Genomic DNA, 23398 nt, shown 5'->3' on the forward strand with positions numbered 1-23398 from the left:
AAGTCGGGCCGGAAACGGAGCCTGGGGGTTTGCTTACTTTGGCCTCATCAAAGTAAGTCGCCGAGGGGCGAAAAGGTGACCTGAGCCGAACCCAAATCCACCTGACAAAGAAAAACCGCCGTGTGACACAGAGCGTCACGAACTGCATTCCCACGCGGAGCGTGAGGAACGAGAGGTGTCCTGGAGAACATCGTGACTATGCGCAGGGCCTGAGCGCCTTCTCAGGTCTCGCCGGCAATCCGAATACAGCCATGCGCTGAAACGCACCCATAAAAAAACCGCCTGATCAGCGATCAGGCGGTTTTCATGAAGCCAGCGAAGCTTAGTAAGCCAGGCCGAAGTCTTCTTCTTTCATGTCCATCAGGTTGGCAGCACCCGACAGAATGGCCGCCACGTGGGTACGGGTGCGCGGCAGGATGCGCTGGAAGTAGAAACGCGCGGTCTGGATCTTCGCGCGATAGAATGCCTCGTCCGACGCACCGGCCGCCAGCTTCTCGGCCGCAACACGCGCCATGTCGGCCCAGAAGTACGCCAGGCAGGCATAGCCGGAGAACATGATGTAGTCCACCGATGCAGCACCCACTTCTTCGCGATCCTTCATCGCCGCCATGCCCACTTTCAAGGTCAGGTCGCCCCACTCCTTGTTCAGCGCAGCCAGTGGCGTCACAAACTCCTGCACAACTTCGTTGCCTTCATTGCTCTGGCAGAACTTGTGAACGATCTTGGTGAAGCCCTTGAGCGCTTCGCCCTGGGTCATCAGCACCTTGCGGCCCAGCAGGTCGAGCGCCTGAATACCGGTGGTGCCTTCGTACAGCATCGAAATCCGGCTGTCGCGAACGTTCTGCTCCATGCCCCACTCGGCAATGAAACCGTGGCCGCCGTAGACCTGCACGCCGTGGTTGGCAGCTTCGAAGCCCACTTCCGTCATGAACGCCTTGGCAATCGGGGTCATGAACGCCAGCAATGCGTCAGCAGCTTTCTTTTGCTCCGGGTCTTCGCTGTACTTGACGATGTCGACCTGCTTGGCGGTGAAGTACACCATGGCACGCGTGCCTTCGGCGAACGCCTTCATGGTCAGCAGCATGCGACGCACATCAGGGTGAACGATGATCGGGTCAGCGGCTTTTTCCGGTGCCTTGGGGCCGGTCAGCGAACGCATTTGCAGGCGGTCACGGGCATATTGCAGGCCGCCCTGGAAAGCGACTTCGGCGTGTGCCAGACCTTGCAGTGCAGTGCCCAGACGCGCGGTGTTCATGAACGTGAACATGCAGTTCAGGCCCTTGTTCGCCGGGCCGATCAGGTAGCCGGTCGCGCCGTCGAAGTTCATCACGCAGGTGGCATTGCCGTGAATGCCCATCTTGTGCTCGATGGAACCACAATTCACCGCGTTACGCTCACCGATGCCGCCATCGGCAGCCGAAAGGAACTTGGGCACGATGAACAGCGAAATGCCTTTGGTGCCAGCCGGTGCGTCCGGCAGGCGGGCCAGCACGATGTGGACGATGTTATCGGCCATGTCGTGTTCGCCAGCGGAAATGAAGATCTTGGTGCCGGTAACCTTATAGGTCCCGTCAGCCTGAGGCTCTGCGCGGGTACGCAGCATGCCCAGGTCGGTGCCGCAATGCGACTCGGTCAGGCACATGGTGCCGGTCCATTCGCCGGATACCAGCTTGGTCAGGTACGCGTCCTGCTGCTCGGGCGTGCCGTGCTCGGAGATCGTGTTCATCGCGCCATGCGACAGGCCCGGGTACATGCCCCACGACCAGTTGGCTTCACCGACCATCTCGCTGACCGCCAGGCCCAGCGACTCGGGCAGACCCTGACCGCCGTGCGCAACGTCATGCGCCAGACTCGGCCAGCCGCCTTCGACGAACTGTTTGTAAGCCTGTTTGAAGCCGGTCGGCGTCTTCACGCCCGACTCGCTCCAGGTGCAACCCTCGGTATCGCCCACACGGTTCAGCGGCGCCAGCACCTGCTCACAGAACTTGGCGCCCTCTTCCAGAATGGCGTCGACCATGTCCGGAGTGGCGTCATGACAGGCTGGCAGACTCTGATAGTGCGCTTCATAGCCGAGCAGTTCATCACGAACAAAACGAATATCACGCAAGGGGGCCTTGTAGTCAGGCATAGCGATAACCTCTGCTGATGAATCCTGGAACGAATGACCGGGCGGTCGCTGGAGAGACACCCTCAAGCGCCAGACAATCTCGTATGCGTCGCGGTCAAACAGGTGTTTGAAACATACGTTTACGCCCAAACCTTGTCAATAGCGAAGCACGCACCATTCGTCCACGGCCCATGCATAAGCCACGCAGGCGTACGTCGTGCGGGGGCGAGAGAAGCGTAAGCAAAAGTCTAGTGGAGGGCGAAGCGAGGTGCAGGCGTGATACAGGACAATGATGCGGAGAAATTCAGGGAGCAACGCCGTGCGCTGAGGGCACGGCGAGAATTGACGCGAAAATCAGGCGTAGGTGTCAATCAGCGTGCCGAGCATTTCATTGCTGGCTTTCTGCGCAGCCAGTCCGGCTGCAAACTGATCCTTGCCGGCCTCGAGTTCGACCATGTTGGACGACAGGTCGGAACGCTGGCTGCGATCAACCGAGCGCAGGTTCTCGAGCTGAAAGTCAGAAGACTGGCTTCTGCCCGACACTTCGATATTGGAGCTGGCAATCTGGGTGGCCGCCTGATCCACACGACTTTGCCCGACCTGCATTGCGCTAAGGCCCGGGTAGAGGGTGTTGTTCATGGTGATTTGCATAAGCCGATCCTCAGTTCAAAAAACGAACACATGCCATTGAACCAGCATTTGCCCGGAAATACTCGACAAACAGACTAATGGCACTAGGCCGCACGATAGCCTGACTCTTGAAATTCCAAAACTGTCTTGCCGGTCAGCGACATAACGGCGCTGTCAGCTCAACACCTTCAAATCGAGATACTGCGCCACATTTTCGGCACTTGCCTCGTTCAAGCGCGGCACCTGCCCCAGACAAGGTGCGGGCAGACGCTCGACCAGCGTGGCGAGGTTTTCTTCAAGCCGCGAGGTGTCGGCATCCACGATGTTGGCCACCCAGCCGGCCAGACGTAACCCGTCACGGGCAATCGCTTCAGCAGTCAGCACCGCATGATTGATACAACCCAGGCGCACGCCCACCACCAGAATCACCGGCAGATCCAGAGCAATGGCCAGATCGGACAACGTGCTCTGCCCGGACAGCGGCACGCGCCAGCCGCCCGCCCCCTCGATCAGGGTGAAATCGGCCTGTCTGGCGAGCATATGCCGCATGGGTTGCAGCACCGAATCGACCGTCAACGCGACGCCGGCTTCGCGTGCTGCCAGGTGCGGAGCGATGGCCGGCTCGAAGGCCAGCGGATTGACTTCAGCGTAATCCAGCTCGACAGAACACTCGGCCAGCAACGCCAAGGCATCCGGGTTGCGCAGCCCCTGTGGCGTGACAAAACAACCGGACGCGACGGGCTTGCCGGCGGCCGTGCTCAGGCCGGACGCTCGGGCGGCATGCAGCAAACCGGCAGCCACCGTGGTCTTGCCGGCGTCGGTATCGGTTCCGGTGATGAAGTAGGCGGCAGTCATCTCAGCAGTCTTTCCTGTCAGTCCATCAGTTTTTTTCAAGCACCGCGTACAGCACTTGATAGGTAGCGGGCAATCCGGCGTCCTGGCGGAAGCCTTCATAGGCCTGAACCATGCCCATGATTCGCTCGCGCCCGGTCAGGCCATTGGGCCGTCCAGGGTTGAGATTGTGCGCACCGAGCGCCTTCAATTCGTGCGTCAGGCTGCGCACATCCGGGTAATGCAGAACCTGCGGGCAAACATCGAGGCTGCGCACTTGCAGGCCGCTCGCCGCGCACAGTTGGCGATAGTCATCCTCATGACGAAAACGGTTCACATGCACCCGGCCGTCCACGGCCTGCCAACTGTCGCGCAGCTCGTACAACGTGCCGACACACAGGCTGGCAAAGGCGAATACGCCGCCTGGCTGCAAAACGCGCTGAGCTTCACTGAGCACTGCGGCGAAATCGGCGCACCACTGCACCGCCAGGCTGGAAAAAATCAGCCCGCAGCTCTGGTCACGCAGCGGCAGGTGCTCGGCGTCACCCGCAATGAAGTGCTTTGCGCCACCCAAGGGTCGGGCATGACGCAACATGCCTTCGGCGATATCCAGTGCAATACCTTCGCTGCCAGTGAACGTCTGCGCCAGCGCCCGGCTGAAATAGCCAGTGCCGCTGCCCAGATCCAGCCAGCGGGACGGTTTGCATTGCGCAGGCAAACGCATGAGCAGCTCATTACCGACGTTGCGCTGCAGTTCGGCAACGCTGTCATAGCTGCCTGCTGCGCGGGAAAACGATGCGGCGACCTGACGTTTGTCAGGCAAGACAGAAGGTGGTTTGGGGATTGAAAGATCAGTCATCGTCCAGCTCGTGCAGAAAGGCGTGGATCGCGGCCGCTACCCCATGAGGGTTTTCCAGCAGGAAGGCATGACTGGCCTGCTCGATCAGGCCCACTTCGACATCCGGCAACAAGGCCAGCAGATCACCTGCTGCCTCGGCGGGCACGAAGGCATCCAGCCCGGCGAACAGGTGCAGTTGCGGGCCACGATAGGTTTGCAGCGCGCTGCGGGTGTCGAGTTGCCGGAGTATTTTCAGGCCGTCGATCAACGCCGTTTTCGACAGGTGCGGTGCGCCGGCCTTGAGCAGCCGCGCCAGACCGCGCGGGTCCTCTGCGCCTTGCGTGCATAACAGGCTGAAACGCTTGAGGGTCAGGTCCGGATCATCGGCACAGCCAGCCAGAAACGCCTCGAAATCCTGCGCGGGCATCGCATTCGGCCACGCCCCTTGGGTGACGAAGCAGGCGTTGCTGGCCAGCGTCAGCAACCCGCAGCAACGGTCGCCGCGACGCGCTGCCAGTTCAGCCGCGAGCATGCCACCCAATGACCAGCCGCCCAGCCAGGCGTCGTCTGGCAGGTTGGTGTCCAGTTCGTCGAGCCAGTCTGGCAAGTCGCAGCTGTCGATATCCGGCAATGGCTCGACTTCAACCCGCAGGTGCTCATCCAGCCCGCGCAACGCAGCGGCAAGCGGCTCCAGCGGCGAAACGCCAAGGCCCCAGCCTGGCAACAGAATCAGACGATCACGCATGAACAGGCTCCGAGGAGTGGCTGGCATCCAGCAGCGGGTAGCACTGCTCCAGAGTGTTCAATAATAGCTGCACGTCGGCTTCGCTGTGCGCGGCAGACAACGTCACACGAAGTCGCGCGCTGCCCGCAGGCACGGTGGGCGGGCGAATGGCGGTGACCAGCAGGCCGCGCTCGCGAAGCAATTGCGAGAGGCGCAAGGCGCGACCGGCATCACCGATCATGATCGGCTGGATCGGGGTAAAGCTGTCCATCAGTTGCAGCCCGATCTGCTCGGCACCGCGCCGAAACTGCTGGATCAGCCGGGTCAGATGCTCGCGACGCCAATGCTCGGTACGCAGCAGCTGCAGGCTTTTCAAGGTGGCGCAGGCAAGCGCGGGCGGCTGGCTGGTGGTGTAAATGTAAGGCCGGGCGAACTGGATCAGGGTTTCGATCAGTTCTTCACTGCCGGCCACGAACGCCCCGGAAGTGCCGAACGACTTGCCCAGGGTGCCGACCAGCACGGGCACGTCATCCATGCTCAGGCCGAAGTGCTCGACGATACCGGCGCCGTTGGCACCCAAAGGGCCGAAGCCGTGGGCATCATCCACCATCAGCCAGGCCCCTTTGGCCCTCGCCGAACGGGCCAGCGCGGGCAGATCAGCGATGTCGCCGTCCATGCTGAACACCCCGTCGGTCACTACCAGGGTATCGCCCACGGATTTTTCCAGGCGGGCTTCCAGGCTGCTCACATCGTTGTGCAGATAGCGCGAAAACCGTGCGCCGCTGAGCAGACCGGCATCCAGCAGCGAGGCGTGGTTGAGACGGTCTTCCAGCACCGTATCGCCCTGCCCGACCAACGCCGTCACCGCGCCGAGGTTGGCCATGTAGCCATTGGAGAACAACAGTGCGCGCGGACGACCGGTCAGCTCGGCCAGCGCTTCTTCGAGTTCGTGGTGCGGCGCGCTGTGGCCGATCACCAGATGCGAAGCCCCGCCGCCCACGCCCCAGCGCTCGGCACCCGCCTGCCAGGCAGCGATCACCTCGGGATGATTGGCCAGCCCCATGTAATCGTTGTTGCAGAACGCCAGCAAAGGGTGGCCGTCGACGATGACCTGCGGCCCTTGCGGACTTTGCAGCAGCGGACGCTGACGATAGAGGTGGGCGGCGCGACGGGCATCGAGGCGCGTGCGGAGATCGAAAGACATGCAGGCCCCGGTCCGGAAAATGACAATTCAAAACGGGTCGGAACAGACCGGCCCATTCAACGGATCAGGCAGAGGCGGCGTCGTAGAACATCGAGCTGCTTTGCTGTTCGACCAGCGCCTGTTCGATAGCGGCCTGGTGCACTTCGTCGGCATGCCCTTCGCCCGCTTCGGGCTTGATGCCCAGACGCGAGAACAGCAGCATGTCCTTGTCGGCTTGCGGGTTGGCAGTGGTCAGCAGCTTGTCGCCGTAGAAAATCGAGTTGGCCCCGGCGAAAAACGCCAGTGCCTGCATTTGCTCGTTCATCGCTTCGCGACCGGCGGACAGGCGCACGTGGGATTTCGGCATGAGAATCCGTGCTACGGCGAGCATGCGAATGAAATCGAACGGGTCGACATCTTCGGCGTTTTCCAGCGGCGTGCCGGCGACCTTGACCAGCATGTTGATCGGCACCGACTCCGGGTGCTCTGGCAGGTTCGCCAGCTGGATCAGCAGCCCTGCGCGGTCATCGAGGGACTCGCCCATGCCCAGAATGCCACCGGAACAGATCTTCATCCCCGCATCGCGCACGTAGGCCAGGGTTTGCAGGCGTTCGCCGTAGGTACGGGTGGTGATGATGCTGCCGTAGAACTCCGGCGAGGTGTCGAGGTTGTGGTTGTAGTAGTCCAGGCCCGCGGTGGCCAGCGCTTCGGTCTGTTCTTGATCTAGGCGGCCCAGGGTCATGCAGGTTTCCATGCCCATGGCTTTCACGCCTTTGACCATCTCCAGCACGTAAGGCATGTCCTTGGCGGAGGGATGTTTCCAGGCCGCGCCCATGCAGAAACGGGTCGAACCAATGGCCTTGGCACGCGCGGCTTCTTCAAGCACCTTCTGCACTTCCAGCAGTTTTTCTTTCTCAAGACCGGTGTTGTAGTGGCCGGACTGCGGACAGTACTTACAGTCTTCCGGGCAGGCGCCGGTCTTGATCGACAGCAGCGTGGAGACTTGCACGCGGTTGGCGTCGAAATGAGCACGGTGCACCGTTTGCGCCTGAAACAGCAGGTCATTGAATGGCTGTACGAACAGCGCCCTGACCTCGGCTAAAGTCCAGTCGTGACGCAAAGTGGCGGTGGTGCTGGCGCTCATCGGGCGGCTCCTTGGTGTTTCTGGGCAATGCGCGAGGGCGGGAAAGACCCCAGGCGCTACACGGATGTCGGGCATATTTAAGGAAGAGCCATGCGCTGTCAACCCAGCTACCCGCACGAGGTTTACATCTGGTTAAAAAACAAACAATCCTGTTTGTTATGTGATGAACGCAGTGAGGTTCCCACGCCCATCTGCGTGCCGTGCGAAGCAGAGCTGCCGTGGCTGGGCAACGCTTGTGTGTGCTGTGCGCTGCCGTTACCCCGTTCAGGCATGAGCTGCGCGCAATGCTGCAAGCAACCGCCTGGCTTTACGCAGGTCATCGCGCCCTGGCTGTACGAATTCCCGGTCGACGGTTTGATCACCCGCTTCAAACATAACGGTAAATGGCCCATGGGACGACTGCTGGCGGAACTGTGCGCGCACTATCTGCAGCACCGCTTCGAGGAAGACCTGCCACGTCCCGACTGCCTCATTCCGGTGCCGTTGGCCAACAAACGCTTGCGCCAGCGTGGCTACAATCAGGCGGCAATGCTGGCCGGCTGGCTGGGTAAACAGCTGCAACTGCCCGTCGACGAAGACCACGTATTGCGCAGCCGGGAAACAACCGCACAACAGGGCCTGGACGCCAAAGCCCGCAAACGCAACCTGCGCGGCGCCTTCACTCTGACTGATCCCGATTGGGTACAAGGCAGGCATCTGGCGCTGGTCGATGACGTACTCACCACGGGCTCGACAGCAGAGGTCATTGCACGTTTATTGAGCAACGCCGGTGCGCGGCGGGTCGACGTGTATTGCCTGGCACGAACGCCAAAGCCGGGGGACTAATGGCCCCTGCGCGTCTGCTTTAATATCGTTCCCACGCTCCAGCGTGGTAATGCCTTTCGGGACGCTCCGCGTCCGGTTTTCGACGCCATCCGCGAGAACGATCATACTGCCCTCTCCTACTCGACCGCTCCGGATGACCATGTCCCTACCCACCTTACTGACGCAACACATGGTCCGCCGCCCGCAACGCATTGCGCTGCTGCAGCATATTGCCGAACAGGGCTCGATCACCCGTGCTGCGAAAAGCGCAGGGCTGAGCTACAAGGCGGCCTGGGACGCCATTGACGAGTTGAACAATCTCGCGCAAAAACCGCTGGTAGAGCGCAGTGTCGGCGGGCGCGGCGGGGGTGGCGCGAAGTTGTCGGTCGAGGGCCAGCGAGTACTGCGTCTCTATCAGCGCGTCCAGGCATTGCAGGCCCAGGTGCTGGAAGCCGCCGAAGACAGCAGCGATCTGGACTTGCTCAATCGCCTGACCCTGCGCACCAGCGCACGTAACCAGTTGCTGGGGCGGATCGTCAGCATCACCCGTCAGGGGCACAACGATCAGGTTCGCCTGCAATTGGCTGACGAGGTGTTTATCGAAGCACAGGTCACCCATGACAGCACCCTGCGTCTGGAGCTGGAAAACGGCACGGAGGTGGTTGCACTGATCAAGGCCGGCTGGCTGGAACTGCACGCAGACAACAGAGAAGAAACAAATGGAAACAATTGCCTGGTCGGCCGAATCGACAGCGTGACCGACGCTGAAGATGGCCCAAGCGAAGTACGCATCACACTGCCCGGCGGCCAGACGCTGTGCGCCCTGGCGACACCTGAGCACCTGCATGCACAGCAGCTGAAAACCGGCGCAACGGTGCAGGCAAGATTTGCAGCTTCACTGGTACTGCTGGGTATACCGTTGTAAGCGCTGGCAGGTCATCACCACGACACAATTTCGTCATATGCGCGCACTAAGGTGGCTGCCATATTCGAGGGAGCCGTGATGATGAAACTATTAGAAGAAAACCAGACCACTGACCTGGAAAACCTGGTCGGCGCCGACAAGGTCGGCCTCACCCGCCGCGGTTTCATCAGCGCGGGCGCATTGTGCGGCGCGGCGATGTTCCTCGGCGGCAACCTGCTCAGCCGCACCGTCCTGGCGGACAGCGTCAGCGCGGCGTCTGGCAGATTGCTCGGTTTCCAGAGCATCCCTGCTGCCACCGCAGACAGCATCAGCCTGCCGGCAGGTTACAGATCCTCGGTACTGATCAGTTGGGGCCAGCCTCTGCGCGCGGGCGGTCCGGCGTTCGACCCGAGTGGCAAGGGTACTGCCCAGGCTCAGGAGGTGCAGTTCGGCGACAACAACGACGGCATGTGTCTGTTCCCGATGCGGGGTCGCAAAGACCGTGCTTTGCTGGCGATCAACAACGAATACACCAACTACCGCTACCTCTTCGAGCATGGCAAGGAGCCGCAATCGGCCGAAGAAGTACGCAAGGCACTCGCCGCAGAAGGCGTGTCAGTGATCGAGGTACAGCAGAAAAACGGCAAATGGCAGTTCGTGCAGGACTCGCGTTACAACCGTCGCGTGCATGGCAATACGCCAATCAGGCTGAGTGGCCCGGCGGCCGGTCACGACTGGCTCAAGACTGACGCCGACAAGACCGGCACCCGCGTTCTGGGGACTTTCCAGAACTGCTCCAGCGGCCAGACGCCGTGGGGCACGTACCTGACCTGTGAAGAGAACTTCACCGATTGCTTCGGCAGCAGCAACGCGGAGCAGACATTCGATGCGGGCATGAAGCGCTACGGCGTCGTGGCTGCCAGCAAAGAGATCAACTGGCACCCGCACGACCCGCGCTTCGACGTGGCGAAAAACCCCAACGAGGTCAATCGTCATGGCTGGGTGGTCGAGATCGATCCGTTCGACCCTGAATCGACGCCGGTCAAGCGCACGGCGCTCGGGCGTTTCAAGCACGAAAACGCCGCCTTCACGCAAACCAGGGACGGGCGCGCCGTGGTGTACATGGGCGACGACGAGCGTGGCGAGTTCATCTACAAGTTCATCAGCCGCGACCGGATCGATCGCAAGAACCCGAAAGCCAATCGCGACCTGCTGGACCACGGCACCTTGTACGTGGCGCAATTCGACGCTGGCAACGGCAACCCGGATCATCCAAAGGGCAATGGCCAGTGGATCGAACTGAAACACGGCAAGAACGGCCTCGATGCCGCTGCCGGTTTCAATAATCAGGCTGAAGTGTTGATTCATGCGCGCCTGGCCGCCAGTGTGGTCAAGGCCACGCGCATGGACCGCCCGGAATGGATCGTGGTCAGCCCCAAGGATGGCCAGGTGTATTGCACGCTGACCAACAACAGCAAGCGCGGCGAAGAAGGTCAACCTGTCGGCGGGCCGAATCCACGCGCCAAGAACCAGTACGGGCAGATCCTGCGCTGGCGCGAAGGCGGCAACAATGCGTCGGCGATGGCGTTCGAGTGGGACCTGTTTGTGGTCGCGGGCAACCCGACCGTACATGCCGGTACGCCACAGGCCGGGTCGAGCAACATCAACGCGCAGAATATGTTCAACAGCCCGGACGGCCTGAGTTTCGATCGGTCGGGTCGGCTGTGGATTCAGACCGATGGCGATTCCAGCAACAAGGGCGACTTCGCTGGCATGGGCAACAACCAGATGCTCTGCGCCGACCCTGCCAGCGGCGAGATCCGCCGTTTTCTGGTCGGGCCGGTCGGTTGCGAAATCACCGGTATCAGCTTTGCGCCTGACTACCGGACGATGTTCATCGGCATCCAGCATCCTGGTGAGAACGGCGGCTCTACCTTCCCCGAGCATTTGCCCAACGGCAAACCGCGCTCATCGGTGATGGTCATCACCCGGGAGGATGGCGGCGTTATCGGCGCCTGATCGGCAATCAGGAACAGGACGCAGATCGCTCATCGTTATATAAAGGTCTGCTATTGATTCTGGCCGGAGGCCGTGGGAGCGAACTTGTTCGCGAAGAGGGCTGTATGATCGTCGAAAATTCATCGACTGAAACACCGTCTTCGTGAGCAAGCTCACTCCCACAAGGATCTTTACTCCGCCTGATACTGCGCGTCGAGCCCCGCTTTCCGGGCTCATCAAGACTCGAGTATCACGCCGGGCGCAGAGCGTGGGAGCGATGAGCAATCCATTAATCAATCAACCCGTTCACATCGTAGAACGGGTACGGCCCTTCATAGTCGCCGAACACGGCGTTATGGCTGACAAACCCCTGCTCCGATTGCCAGCGGTGCAGCACATAGCCTGCCGGTTCCAGATTGAAATGTGCAGGCGCGGCTTCGTCGAGGTCGAGGACGATCTGGTGTGAGGTGCCCGGGCAGATGCTCGCCACGCTGCCTCCGAAACGTCGTTGCATCGGTCGATGCAAATGTCCGCACAGCAAACGCTCCACTTGCGGATGCTGGGCGATCACGCGCTCCAGCGCCGATGCGTTGCCGAAGGGTTCGCGGTCCATGTGCCCTATGCCGGTAATGAACGGCGGGTGGTGCATGACGATCACGGTCGGCACGTAAGGACGACGGGACAACTGCGCGTGCAACCAGTCCAGCTGACAGTAATCCAGTTGCCCGCCATGCTCGCCGGGAATGGTCGTGTCCATGCCGATCAGACGCACCGGGTATTTCTCAACCACCCAGTCCAGAGGCCCGCTGGCCGACAACGGCAGGTACACCTGCTCGGCAAACGCAGCCAGCAGGTTGTGCCGATCGTCATGATTGCCGGGCACCAGATAAAACGGCATCTGCAGACGTTCCAGCTCCGGCTTGAGCACGGCGTATTCGTCCTCGCGACCGAAGTCCACCAGGTCACCGCTGATCACCACGATGTCGGGGCGCTGCTTGCTGGCATTGATGTGCGCGACCGCGCGGCGCAACGCACCCAGGGTGTCGACCACACCATAAGTCAGGCGGCCGTCGGCTTTGAGGTGCAGGTCACTGATCTGGGCAATAAGAAACGGACGATTCAAAATAATCTCTCTACGAAAAACGACTTCACGAATGCAGGGTAAACAGCACTTGCGGGTCGACACTCAAGGCAATGACTGCGTTGGCGGCGTAAATCACGTTGTCGGTGCTGTCCACCAGCAGCGGCTGCGGGCCACCGACATCGACCAGCAAACGACTTTGCGCGCCCTGAAAAAACTGCCCGACCAGACGCCCATGAAGATGGCCGTTTCCAGACATCAAACGCAGGTGCTCGGGGCGGCAGTAGACCGTGCCCGGTACGTCAGCCCCGTGCCACGGCAGCTCGCCACCGCTCACCTTGAGGCCTGACGGGGTGCGCTCGACCACGCTGAACGCGTTCAGATTGCCGACAAACCCGGCGACGAACGCATTGGCAGGCTGTTGATAGATTTCCCTCGGCGTCGCCAATTGCGAGACGCAGCCTTTTTCCATGACCAGAATCCGGTCACCCAGGGCCATTGCCTCGCCCTGATCGTGGGTGACGAACACCGAGGTGATGCCCAGCCCACGCAGCAACTGGTCCAGTTCACTGCGCAAGCGCTCGCGCAACTGCGCGTCCAGTGCCGCCAGCGGTTCGTCGAGCAACAGCACCCGGGGACGCGGCGCCAGTGCCCGGGCCAGAGCGACCCGTTGGCGCTGCCCGCCAGACAGCTCGTTGACGCGGCGATTGCCGTGGCCGGTCAAACCGACCAGTTCCAGCAACTCATCGCAACGCTTGTTGCGCTCGGCAGCCGACAAACCACGAATCTTCAGGCCGTAAACGATATTGCCGGCCACATCGAGGTTGGGAAACAACGCGTAGTTCTGAAACACCATGCCCACGTCGCGCCGCTCGATGGGCAGACGTGTCACGTCCTGATCATCGAACAACACCTGCCCGACGTCCGGACGTTCAAGCCCGGCAATCAGCCGCAAGGTGGTGGTCTTGCCGCAACCGGACGGACCGAGAATCGCCAGCGTTTCGCCGGGCTCGATGGTCAGGTGCAGATCCTTTACAGCAACGGTGCCGTCGGCAAATGCCTTGCGGCAGCCTTTCAGGCGAATGGTGGTTCCGCTCATCGGCTCTCTCCACGGGCAAGACGCGCGCTGATGGCCTGCAACGCAATCAGCAGCGGCACAATCAGCAACAGAAAAAGAAGGGTGTAGGCGCTGGCGACTTCCAGTCGGGCCGAGGCGTAACTGTCGGCCAGACCGACCGGCAGGGTTTTGGTCATGGGGGTGTGCAGCATCCAAGTCAGGTTGAACTCGCCCAATGACAAGGTCACGACCATCAGCACACCGGCAAGAATCCCGGCCCGGCAGTTAGGCACCACCACACTGAAGAAACGCTTGATCGGCCCGGCACCAAGGCTGGCGGCAGCCTCTTCGAGCACCGGCAGTTGCTGACGCTGCATCACCGCCATGACCGGGCGCACCAGGAACGGCAGGGTGAACAACACGTGGCCGACCAGAATGAACAACCAGCTGCTGCGAAAGCCGCCGAACTGGCCGTAGGTCAGCAATAACGCGAGGGCGCTGGCCAGGCCGGGCATGGCGACGGGTAAGACCATCAATTCCTCGAAGGCCCGGCTGAAGCGATTGTTCATGCGCACCAGTGCATACGCGGCTGGAACACCCACCAGGCACACGCAGATTGCGCAGGCCACGGCCAGTTGCAACGACAGCCAGACGGTGGGTGAATAGGCCTGCCAGACCTGCACCAGCCAGTCGAAGGTCAGACCGCTCGACAGACCGAGAAAATAATTGCGCGTCAGGCCGGCCAGCAGCGACAGCACCACCGGCACCAGCATGAACGCACAGACCAACAGAGTGAACGCCAGTTGCGCCACGAACAGCGGTGAACGTTTCACAGGACAACTCCCGATTTACCGACCATGCGACGGGCCAGCAACAGCACTGCCCACGTCACCAGCCCGAGGATGACTGACAGCGCGGCGGCCACCGTGAAGTTGGCGTAATTGGTGAACACGTTGTAGATCGCTACCGGCGTGACGTTCAGGCGCGTGCCCAGGGTAAAGGCCGTGCCGAAGGCGCCCATCGACGTGGCGAAGCAGATCGCGCCGCAGGACACCAGCGCGGGCGCCAGCCCCGGAATGATCACATCGCACACCACGCGCCAATGACCGGCACCCAGCGAATGCGCCGCTTCTTCAAGGCTGCGGTCCAGGCTTTCGCAAGCGGCCATGACTGTCAGAATCACGCGCGGAATCGAGAAATACAGATAGCCGATGAACAGCCCGGTCAGCGAGTAGGCGAACACCCAGCGCTCGCCCGCCAGATGCAGCCCGAGCGCGGCGAAGATGCCCTGGCGACCGGCCAGCAGAATCACCAGAAAGCCGACCACCACACCGGGAAACGCCAGTGGGAAGGTCAGCAAGGCCACCAGCGCAGAGCGTCCGAAGAAGTGGTTGCGGGCCAGAAACACACCGCTGATGCCGCCGACCAGCAACGCCGCGAGCGTTACCACCAGCGCCAGCAGGCAGGTTTGCACCAGACTGCCCAGGTACTGAGCACTGCTCAGGACCTGCCAGTAACCGCTGCCATTGCCATCAGATCCTTGCGTACCGAGCATGATCAGATGGGTCAGCGGCAGCAGCCAGAATGCCAGCAATACCGCCATCGCCGGGGCCAGCGCCACCGCAGCGGTCGGGCGCAGCCGCAGCCTGAAAAATCCGCCCTTGCGCAGAGGCAGCGCTTGTTCCGGCGAGGCCGACATTACTTCACCTCACGCAGATAACGGGCAGCGAAAGCTTCCTGCACGGCAGCCATGTGCTGGTAGTCCACCACACCGGCGCGGGCGTAATCGCTGTCCGGCAGGAACTGTGCAGCCACCTCGGCAGGCATCTTCGAGCGCACTGGACGCAGATAGGCCTTGGCCCACAGCGCCTGCCCTTCATCGGACAGCACGAAATCCAGCACCTTCTCGGCGTTGGCACGATGCGGCGCCTTGGCCACCAGGCTCATCACATACGGAACGCCGATGGTGCCTTCCTTGGGAATCACGAAGGCGACGTTGGCCTTGTCCTTATAGCGAGCGCGATAGGCATTGAAGTCATAGTCGACCAGAATCGGCAGCTCGCCGGACAGCACGCGTGCATAAGCGGTTTGCTTGGGCACGATGGGCGAGTTTTTCGCCAGTTTCTGGAAGTAGTCGATGGCCGGACCGAAGTTGTCCAGCGTGCCGCCCATGGCCTGGTTGATCGCCACGGCGGACACGTAACCGACGAACGCACTGGACGGGTCGAGATAACCGACCATGCCCTTGTACTCGGGCTTGAGCAGATCCGCCCAGCTTTGCGGCACCGGCAGACCGCCCAGTGCGTCGACGTTGACCATGATGCCGAGGGTCCCGGAGTGAATGGCGAACCAGTGTCCTTCGGGGTCTTTCAGGCCTGCCGGAATCTCGTCCCAGTGTTTGGGTTTGTAGGTGTCGACCACACCGGCCTTCTGCGCCTGCAGGCCGAAGGTCACGCCGTAATAGACCACGTCAGCGACTGGTGCGGCTTGCTCGGCAACGATTTGCGCCAAGGCCTGGCCGGAGTTCTTGTTGTCCAGCGGCACCTGCACACCGGTGCTGTCGGCAATCGCCTTGAGCTGCGTTCCCCAGTCGGCCCATTCGGGCGGGCAGTTGTAGCAGATGGCGGTTTCGGCGGCCTGGGCGAGGCTGGCCGCACCGCATAACAGCAGTGCCGCGAGGGTTTTACTGAGGCTGAGCATGAAGCATCTCCTGGTAGGGCTGGGTGCTTTCGCCGGGCCGGATGTGGCACGGCAGACAATGAGAAACAGGTACTGCGCCAGCAATCCGTGCCAGTAATTGGTCGATGACGATGTGTGCCAGCTCGGCGATGGGCTGAACCACGCTGCACAAGGTCGGGTGCATCTGCGTGCCGAGGGCGATGCCGTCGAAGCCGATTACCGACAGGCGCTCGGGAACGGCCCAGCCGTTGCGGCGTAATTCGGCAATCAGGCTGATGGCCAGCAAATCGTTGGAACAGACCAGCGCGCTGGGCGCGTCCGGGCCACGTAACAGGGGTTCCAGTGCAGCGAAATCAGCGTTGGTATGAGCAGGCATTTCAATCACCGGTCGTGCTTCAAGCCCACACTCGGCCATGGCGTCGCGATAGCCTTCATAACGCAGTCGGGCGCGGTCGGACTGCATGGCCGGGCCTGCGACCATGGCGACTCGTTGATGGCCTGCATCGATCAGGTATCGAGTAGCCAGCGCCATGCCCGCCCGGTTATCCACAGACACCGCGCTGTAATCCGGATTGCCGGTCTGGTGATAGGCCAGCACGAACGGGGTGTCTTCATTGATCAGGCTTTGCAGCACCCGGTTGTGCTCGGCGTCGGTCACCGTCAGCACCAGCCCGTCGACCCGTTGACGCAACAACTCCTCAACCACGGCGCTTTCACGCTCTGCGGTGTAGTCGGTGGTTGCCAGCAGCAGGTTATAACCCCGCGCCCGCGCCGCCCGCTCCATGGCCTGAAACTGCTCGGCGAACACCGGATTGAGCAGGTTGGGCACCACCACGCCAATCAGGTTGGTGGTTTGCAGACGCAACTGGCGGCCCAGCCGATTGGGGCGAAAACCCAGGGCGCGGGCTGCGGCGAATACTCGCTCGCGGGTCTCCAGGCGCACGACGTCGGGGCTTGCGAAGGCACGTGCCGCCGTGGCTCGGGAAACCCCGGCCAGATGCGCTACCTCTTTCAGATCAGTCATTGTCGCTCGCTTGAGATCGATCTCATTGACGGCAACTCTAGGCGTCGAACATGGCCATCTCGCTAACGACTCATGACTTTTTGATGACAAAAGAGCCCGAGGGCAGATTAAACGGAAGGGGTTTGGCGAAGCGGGACCGGTCTGCGTTACCATCAGCGGTCCGACGCGGCAACCTGCTGCGCGCAGGAGTAGTCATGGCTCACCCGTTTGCAACACTTACTCCCGATCTGGTTCTGGATGCTGTCGAAAGCATCGGTTTTCTCAGCGATGCCCGCATCCTGGCGCTCAACAGTTACGAAAACCGCGTGTATCAGGTCGGTATCGAAGACGGCCAACCGCTGATCGCCAAGTTCTATCGCCCACAGCGCTGGAGCAACGAAGCTATCCTTGAAGAGCACAGCTTCACTGCTGAACTGGTCGAGGTCGAAGTGCCGGTGGTCGCGCCCATGGTGCACAACGGCGCCACCCTGTTCGAGCACGCCGGGTTCCGTTTCACGCTGTTCCCGCGCCGCGGTGGACGAGCGCCGGAGCCGGGCAATCTTGATCAGCTGTATCGCCTGGGCCAGTTGCTTGGGCGTCTGCATGCCGTCGGCTCGACCAAACCGTTCGCCCACCGTGAAGCCCTGGGCGTGAAGAACTTCGGCCATGATTCGGTCAATTTCCTCCTGGAAAACGACTGCATCCCGCGCAGCCTGCTGCCGGCTTACGAGTCGGTGGCCCGCGACCTGCTCAAGCGTGTCGAAGACGTTTACGCGGCCACACCGCACACCAACATCCGCATGCACGGCGACTGCCACCCCGGCAACATGATGTGCCGCGACGAGATGTTCCACATCGTCGATCTGGACGATTGCCGCCTTGGCCCTGCCGTCCAGGATATCTGGATGATGCTGGCCGGCGACCGCCAGGAACGTCTGGGTCAGCTATCGGAACTGATGGACGGCTACAACGAATTTCATGATTTCGATCCACGCGAACTGGCCCTGATCGAACCGCTGCGGGCCCTGCGCCTGATGCACTACAGCGCCTGGCTGGCCCGTCGCTGGGATGACCCGGCCTTTCCGCACAGCTTTCCGTGGTTCGGTACGGAGCGTTACTGGGGCGACCATATCCTGGCCCTGCGTGAGCAGATGGCCGCACTGAATGAAGAGCCGTTGAAACTGTTTTGAGCTGATGAGTCCCAGATTATCGTGCGGCGCTCCGCGTCGCATGCAGTTCTGGACGCTCCGCGTCCGATCCTGAATGTCCGGTGCGGCGCAAATCTGTGACGCGGAGCGTCACTCAAGGCATTCCCACGCTGGAGCGTGAGGAACGATAATCTCAACTATCGTGCGGCGCTCCGCGTCCGATCCTGAGCGAGCGGCGCGGCACAAATGTCGTGATCAGTCGGACCTGTGTATAACATCGAGCGCTCCAGCGTCAGTACAATCGAAACCACCCACCGCATCACCCCACAATAAAACCGGAATTTTCTGTATTAAAGGGACGCTCCATGCAAGCTGCCAATCCACGCCGTGGATACATTCTGGGCCTGAGTGCTTACATCATCTGGGGCCTGTTCCCCATCTACTTCAAAGCCATCGCTGCGGTCCCGGCCATCGAGATCATCATCCATCGCGCGCTCTGGTCGGCGCTGTTCGGCTCGATTGTGCTGATGTTCTGGAAGCATCCCGGCTGGTGGCGCGACCTGCGCAACAATCCGCAACGCCTGGCCGTACTGGCATTGAGCGGTACGCTGATCGCCAGCAACTGGATCATCTACGTCTGGGCAGTGAACAACGGGCGCATGCTGGAGGCCAGCCTCGGGTATTACATCAACCCGCTGGTCAACGTCCTGCTCGGCATGTTGCTGCTGGGCGAGCGCCTCAGACGCCTGCAAATGCTGGCGGTCGCCTTCGCCGCCATTGGTGTCGCCCAGCAGGTCTGGCACGTTGGCAGCCTGCCATGGGTGTCGCTAGCGCTGCCATTGACCTTCGCGTTCTATGGGCTGATACGTAAGCAAGCCCCGGTCGCCGCCCTGCCCGGCCTGGTGGTGGAAACCTGGATGCTCGTGCCGCTGGCGCTGATCTGGCTGACGCTCAACCCGACGGCAGTGAGCGCCCAGCCAGAATTCTGGACCACGACGCAAGCCATCTGGCTCGCCGCCGCAGGCCCGGTCACGCTGGTACCGCTGGTGTGCTTCAACGCCGCCGCTCGCCACTTGCCTTTCACCACCCTGGGCTTCCTGCAATACATCGCGCCCACACTGGTCCTGCTGCTGGCCGTGCTGCTGTATGGCGAACACCTGACCACCAGCACCATCATCACCTTCGCCTTCATCTGGGCGGGGCTGGCCATTTACAGTGTGGATATCTGGCTGAAATCCCGCGGTCGTCACTGATCAAAAAACAGTCAAAACCTTGCAGCCCACGCAGCACGTGGGCTGCAAAGGGTTCTCCAAGGGTTATCCACAGGCAGACTCACCTTATCTGTGCACAAGCCCTTGAAACTGTTGAATTTTTGATCAGTCCGCGCCAGGCCGCGGCGGGTGTGGCGCGCAACGGTATTCCCCCAGGTTATCCACAGGCAGGTGCACGATTAACTTGGATAACCCGGACACCTTTCCAAGCATTGAATTATGCACATTTTTTGGTACGCTCCAAACATGAGTAATCTCCCGCCCACTTTGACCGTCAAGTTTTTCCGGACCGAAACAGGTAATGAACCTGTACGTGAATAGCTGATCGATCTGCCACGCGACGATCGTAAGGCAGTCGGCACTGACATCAAGACGGTCCAGTTCGGATGGCCAATAGGTATGCCTGTGGTCCGTAAAATGGAGCCAGACCTTTGGGAAGTCAGAATTGATTTGAAGGAAAAGATTGCACGAGTACTGTTTACCGTCGAAGCCCGCACAATGGTTTTGCTTCATGGCTTCATCAAAAAAAGTGAAAAAACTCCTGCGTCCGATCTGGAAACTGCCAGACAGCGCAAGGCAGCACTGAAGAGGAAAAGGTAATGAACGAGCACATTGGCTCCGACTTCGATGACTTCCTTGCCGAGCAAGGTTTTGCCGAGGAGGTTTCTGCCGCAGCTCTGAAGCGAGTCATCTCTTGGCAGATCGCCGAAGTCATGAAACAGCAAAAGGTGACCAAGAAGGCCCTTGCCGAGCGTATGCACACAAGCCGGACGGCAGTGGACAGGGCTCTGGATCAAAACGATCCAGGAATGACTCTTGCGACGCTGGCCAGCGCAGCAAGAGCGCTGGGGCAACGTGTAGAAGTCAGGCTGGTACCAGAGCGAGAAGCAGTCCACAACTGAATAAAACCAGTCGTCGAACTTACTCCTCGGCTCCCAGCACCAACTCCACCATCAAATCATCCGCCAGGGTCTCGAGCGCCATCTGCAGGTCATCCAGTGGCAAGTCCTGAGGGACGCCCAGCACCGCATTGGCCTGGAACAGCAGTTCGCTGCTCATGGGCGCAGGGGACACGTCGGTGATCAGGTGTTCGACGTTGACGCCCTGCCCGGCCAGCAAACGGGTGATGTCGCGCACGATGCCGGGGCGGTCGTTGCCGACCAGTTCCATGCTGATCAGGCGGGTGGTATCGGACGTCTCGACCACGCTCTCGGCCAGCAACATGCGGATGCCATGGGCTGACAGGCCGTTCAGCGCCTTGATCAGGTCGTCATACTTTTCCGCCTCGACACCTACCTTGAGAATCCCGGCAAATTGCCCGGCCATGCGCGACATGCGGCTTTCCAGCCAGTTGCCGCCGTGCTCGGCAATGCACTTCGAGATGCGTTCGACCTGACCCGGTTTGTCGGGGGCAACCAGCGTTACGACGAGATGATCCACGGTCAATTCCTCTTTATGCACAGATGGTTTGGAGACAGCGTCGGTCATGCCAGTATAGGCATGCCCGAGGGGCAGCTCGCTCGCGGTAAATCGTGTACCGTTTGCCACGCTTTATGGAACAATCCTGAATGCTTTTGGGAACACGGTGAATATCATCGTGACCCGATATGAATATCCGGTCGTTTAGTGACATATTCAGCGACGTTTTCACGCGACGACGGCTCATGTAGTATCCCGAATCGCGCACTACATGACACCCGGATCAATAACAGAGCGCTCCCCGAGTGTGCTCGACCCTGCTGAGCAGAGTGAGGCAAGTGCAATGACTGAGTACGTTCAAGTCGGTGACCTGCAAGTCGCCAGAGTCCTGTTCGACTTCGTGCAGAACGAAGCCACCCCCGGAACCGGCGTCGACGCCACTGCGTTCTGGGCCGGTGCGGACAAACTGATCCACGACCTTGCGCCAAAGAACAAGGCACTGCTCGCCAAACGTGATGAGTTACAGGCGAAAATCGACGCCTGGCACCAGTCGCACGCCGGGCAGGCTCACGACGCCTCGGCCTACAAAACCTTTCTTCAGGAGATCGGTTACCTGCTGCCAGAAGCAGCGGACTTCCAGATCACCACGCAAAACGTCGATGAAGAAATCGCCACCATGGCGGGTCCGCAACTGGTCGTGCCGGTGATGAACGCCCGGTTTGCGCTCAATGCGTCAAACGCCCGCTGGGGTTCGCTGTATGACGCGCTCTATGGCACCGACGCCATCAGCGAAGCAGGCGGCGCGGAAAAAGGCAAAGGCTACAACAAGGTGCGTGGCGACAAGGTGATCGCGTTCGCTCGCGCCTTTCTCGATGAGGCGGCGCCTCTGGCAGCAGGTTCACATGCAGACTCGACGGCTTACAAGCTGATCGACGGCAAGCTGGTCGTCGGTCTCAAGGGTGGCAGCAATACCGGTCTGCTCGATGACACCCAACTGGTCGGTTTTCAAGGCGATGCCCTGGCGCCGTTTGCCTTGCTGCTCAAGCACAACGGCCTGCACTTCGAACTGCAGATCGACGCCGCCAGCCCGGTCGGGCAGACCGATCCGGCGGGCGTGAAAGACATCCTCATGGAAGCCGCGCTGACCACCATCATGGACTGCGAAGACTCCATCGCCGCTGTGGATGCCGACGACAAAGTGGTCGTCTACCGTAACTGGCTGGGCCTGATGAAGGGCGATCTGGCCGAGTCGGTGTCCAAGGGCGGAGAAACCTTTACCCGCACCATGAACCCGGACCGCGTCTACACCACGCCAGAGGGCGGCGAAGTCACCCTGCACGGTCGCTCGTTGTTGTTCATCCGCAACGTGGGTCACTTGATGACCATCGATGCGATTCTCGACAAACAGGGCAACGAAGTGCCGGAAGGCATTCTCGATGGCCTGCTGACCAGCCTCGCCGCCATCCACAACCTCAACGGCAACACCTCGCGCAGCAACAGCCGCAGCGGCTCGATGTACATCGTCAAACCGAAGATGCACGGCCCGGAGGAAGCGGCGTTCACCAACGAACTGTTCGAGCGCATCGAGCAGGTGCTGGGCTTGCCGCGTAACACCTTGAAAGTCGGGATCATGGACGAGGAGCGCCGCACCACGGTCAACCTCAAAGCCTGCATTCAGGCCGCCAGCGAGCGCGTGGTGTTCATCAACACCGGTTTCCTCGACCGCACCGGTGACGAAATCCATACCTCCATGGAAGCGGGTCCGGTGGTGCGCAAGGCACAGATGAAAGCCGAGAAGTGGATCGCTGCTTACGAGAACTCCAACGTCGACATCGGCCTGAAATGCGGCCTGCAAGGTCGCGCACAGATCGGCAAAGGCATGTGGGCCATGCCGGACCTAATGGCGGCGATGCTGGAGCAGAAAGTCGCTCATCCACTGGCTGGCGCCAACACCGCCTGGGTCCCCTCGCCTACCGCAGCTGCGCTGCACGCCCTGCATTATCACCAAGTCGACGTATTCGCCCGTCAGGCCGAACTGGCGCAGCGCGAGCAAGCCTCGGTGGATGACATTCTGACCATTCCGCTGGCACCGAACACGGACTGGACGCCGGAAGAAATCCAGAATGAACTGGACAACAACGCGCAGGGCATTCTTGGTTATGTAGTGCGCTGGATCGATCAGGGCGTGGGGTGTTCGAAAGTGCCGGACATCAACGACATCGGCCTGATGGAAGACCGCGCCACGCTGCGCATTTCCAGCCAGCACATGGCCAATTGGCTGCGTCATGGTGTCGTCAGCGAAGCTCAGGTACTGGAAAGCCTCAAGCGCATGGCCCCGGTAGTGGACCGCCAGAACGCCAACGACCCGTTGTATCGCCCGCTGGCACCCGACTTCGACAGCAACATCGCCTTCCAGGCGGCGGTCGAACTGGTCATCGAAGGCACGCGACAGCCTAATGGCTATACCGAGCCGGTACTGCATCGTCGCCGTCGGGAGTTCAAGGCCATCAACGGCCTGTAACGCGTCGCACACCTTCCTTGCAGGTTCTGGTCCTCGCCGGACCAGAACCTGCAACG

Annotated in this window: 22 protein-coding genes; 8 read left to right on the forward strand and 14 right to left on the reverse strand. The window is 61.0% G+C overall.

Annotation, left to right across the window (positions count from 1 at the left end):
• Positions 1-322: 322 nt before the first annotated feature.
• From GE543_RS19405 to bioB, 7 genes are all read right to left on the reverse strand, one after another.
• A complete protein-coding gene (locus tag GE543_RS19405; RefSeq protein ID WP_003393572.1) occupies positions 323-2128 on the reverse strand; it encodes a phenylacyl-CoA dehydrogenase in 1806 nt (601 codons plus the stop codon).
• 333 nt (positions 2129-2461) lie between these two features.
• Positions 2462-2758: a hypothetical protein gene (locus GE543_RS19410; RefSeq protein ID WP_003419817.1), complete on the reverse strand. Its 297-nt coding sequence runs from the start codon at positions 2756-2758 to the stop codon at positions 2462-2464.
• 153 nt (positions 2759-2911) lie between these two features.
• Positions 2912-3592: a dethiobiotin synthase gene (gene bioD / locus GE543_RS19415; RefSeq protein WP_153222169.1), complete on the reverse strand. Its 681-nt coding sequence runs from the start codon at positions 3590-3592 to the stop codon at positions 2912-2914.
• A gap of 25 nt (positions 3593-3617) precedes the next feature.
• Positions 3618-4427, reverse strand: coding sequence for a malonyl-ACP O-methyltransferase BioC (gene bioC, locus GE543_RS19420; RefSeq protein WP_153222170.1), 810 nt, complete (start codon positions 4425-4427; stop codon positions 3618-3620).
• Positions 4420-5151 carry an alpha/beta fold hydrolase gene (locus GE543_RS19425; protein ID WP_003422640.1) on the reverse strand — a complete coding sequence of 244 codons (732 nt, stop codon included), beginning with the start codon at positions 5149-5151 and terminating at the stop codon, positions 4420-4422. Before GE543_RS19425 ends, bioC begins: the two co-directional genes overlap by 8 nt.
• On the reverse strand, positions 5144-6334 hold the full coding sequence (gene bioF / locus GE543_RS19430; protein WP_153222171.1) for an 8-amino-7-oxononanoate synthase: 1191 nt from the start codon (positions 6332-6334) through the stop codon (positions 5144-5146). Before bioF ends, GE543_RS19425 begins: the two co-directional genes overlap by 8 nt.
• Positions 6335-6398: 64 nt before the next feature.
• Positions 6399-7457 (reverse strand): biotin synthase BioB, encoded by a 1059-nt coding sequence (gene bioB, locus GE543_RS19435; protein ID WP_003411838.1) that lies wholly within the window; start codon positions 7455-7457, stop codon positions 6399-6401.
• A gap of 90 nt (positions 7458-7547) precedes the next feature.
• On the opposite strand from bioB, the gene GE543_RS19440 reads away from it, so the two are divergent.
• The 3 genes from GE543_RS19440 (at position 7548) to GE543_RS19450 (ending at position 11184) form a co-directional block, all read left to right on the forward strand.
• Entirely contained in the window at positions 7548-8282 is a 735-nt protein-coding gene (locus GE543_RS19440) for a ComF family protein (protein WP_153222172.1), read from the forward strand.
• Positions 8283-8421: 139 nt separating this feature from the next.
• Positions 8422-9186 carry a TOBE domain-containing protein gene (locus GE543_RS19445; RefSeq protein ID WP_153222173.1) on the forward strand — a complete coding sequence of 255 codons (765 nt, stop codon included), beginning with the start codon at positions 8422-8424 and terminating at the stop codon, positions 9184-9186.
• An 81-nt stretch (positions 9187-9267) separates the two neighbouring features.
• Positions 9268-11184 (forward strand): PhoX family phosphatase, encoded by a 1917-nt coding sequence (locus GE543_RS19450; protein ID WP_024693535.1) that lies wholly within the window; start codon positions 9268-9270, stop codon positions 11182-11184.
• A gap of 268 nt (positions 11185-11452) precedes the next feature.
• Here GE543_RS19450 and GE543_RS19460 read toward each other — a convergent pair whose 3' ends face one another.
• From GE543_RS19460 to GE543_RS19485, 6 genes are read right to left on the reverse strand one after another with little or no spacing between them, the layout of a single operon-like run.
• Complete coding sequence (locus GE543_RS19460) at positions 11453-12286, reverse strand: phosphodiesterase (protein ID WP_003411846.1); 834 nt, start codon at positions 12284-12286, stop codon at positions 11453-11455.
• Between the two features lie 25 nt (positions 12287-12311).
• Positions 12312-13343 (reverse strand): ABC transporter ATP-binding protein, encoded by a 1032-nt coding sequence (locus GE543_RS19465; protein WP_003411847.1) that lies wholly within the window; start codon positions 13341-13343, stop codon positions 12312-12314.
• Entirely contained in the window at positions 13340-14134 is a 795-nt protein-coding gene (locus tag GE543_RS19470; protein WP_003316181.1) for an ABC transporter permease, read from the reverse strand. Before GE543_RS19470 ends, GE543_RS19465 begins: the two co-directional genes overlap by 4 nt.
• A complete protein-coding gene (locus tag GE543_RS19475; RefSeq protein WP_046271650.1) occupies positions 14131-15000 on the reverse strand; it encodes an iron ABC transporter permease in 870 nt (289 codons plus the stop codon). Before GE543_RS19475 ends, GE543_RS19470 begins: the two co-directional genes overlap by 4 nt.
• Positions 15000-16001 carry an ABC transporter substrate-binding protein gene (locus tag GE543_RS19480; RefSeq protein WP_003411850.1) on the reverse strand — a complete coding sequence of 334 codons (1002 nt, stop codon included), beginning with the start codon at positions 15999-16001 and terminating at the stop codon, positions 15000-15002. Before GE543_RS19480 ends, GE543_RS19475 begins: the two co-directional genes overlap by 1 nt.
• Positions 15985-17004 carry a substrate-binding domain-containing protein gene (locus GE543_RS19485; RefSeq protein WP_153222175.1) on the reverse strand — a complete coding sequence of 340 codons (1020 nt, stop codon included), beginning with the start codon at positions 17002-17004 and terminating at the stop codon, positions 15985-15987. Before GE543_RS19485 ends, GE543_RS19480 begins: the two co-directional genes overlap by 17 nt.
• 194 nt (positions 17005-17198) lie before the next feature.
• On the opposite strand from GE543_RS19485, the gene GE543_RS19490 reads away from it, so the two are divergent.
• From GE543_RS19490 to GE543_RS19510, 4 genes are all read left to right on the forward strand, one after another.
• Positions 17199-18173 carry a serine/threonine protein kinase gene (locus tag GE543_RS19490; RefSeq protein ID WP_003411854.1) on the forward strand — a complete coding sequence of 325 codons (975 nt, stop codon included), beginning with the start codon at positions 17199-17201 and terminating at the stop codon, positions 18171-18173.
• 323 nt (positions 18174-18496) lie between these two features.
• Entirely contained in the window at positions 18497-19384 is an 888-nt protein-coding gene (gene rarD / locus GE543_RS19500; RefSeq protein WP_153222176.1) for an EamA family transporter RarD, read from the forward strand.
• A gap of 339 nt (positions 19385-19723) precedes the next feature.
• Positions 19724-20002 carry a type II toxin-antitoxin system RelE/ParE family toxin gene (locus GE543_RS19505; RefSeq protein WP_198710507.1) on the forward strand — a complete coding sequence of 93 codons (279 nt, stop codon included), beginning with the start codon at positions 19724-19726 and terminating at the stop codon, positions 20000-20002.
• Positions 20002-20304, forward strand: coding sequence for an XRE family transcriptional regulator (locus GE543_RS19510; RefSeq protein WP_003393594.1), 303 nt, complete (start codon positions 20002-20004; stop codon positions 20302-20304). The genes GE543_RS19505 and GE543_RS19510 overlap by 1 nt, the downstream gene beginning before the upstream one ends.
• Before the next feature lie 19 nt (positions 20305-20323).
• On the opposite strand, the gene GE543_RS19515 is transcribed toward GE543_RS19510, so the two are convergent.
• Positions 20324-20842, reverse strand: a complete 519-nt coding sequence (locus tag GE543_RS19515) for a glycine cleavage system protein R (protein WP_371927200.1) — start codon at positions 20840-20842, stop codon at positions 20324-20326.
• 322 nt (positions 20843-21164) lie between these two features.
• Between GE543_RS19515 and GE543_RS19520 the strand changes: the two genes are divergently transcribed.
• Positions 21165-23342, forward strand: coding sequence for a malate synthase G (locus GE543_RS19520; RefSeq protein ID WP_153222178.1), 2178 nt, complete (start codon positions 21165-21167; stop codon positions 23340-23342).
• Positions 23343-23398 lie beyond the last annotated feature (56 nt).

The sequence above is a fragment of the Pseudomonas sp. SZ57 genome, assembly GCF_009495975.1.
GTDB classification, from domain to species: Bacteria; Pseudomonadota; Gammaproteobacteria; order Pseudomonadales; family Pseudomonadaceae; genus Aquipseudomonas; species Aquipseudomonas syringae.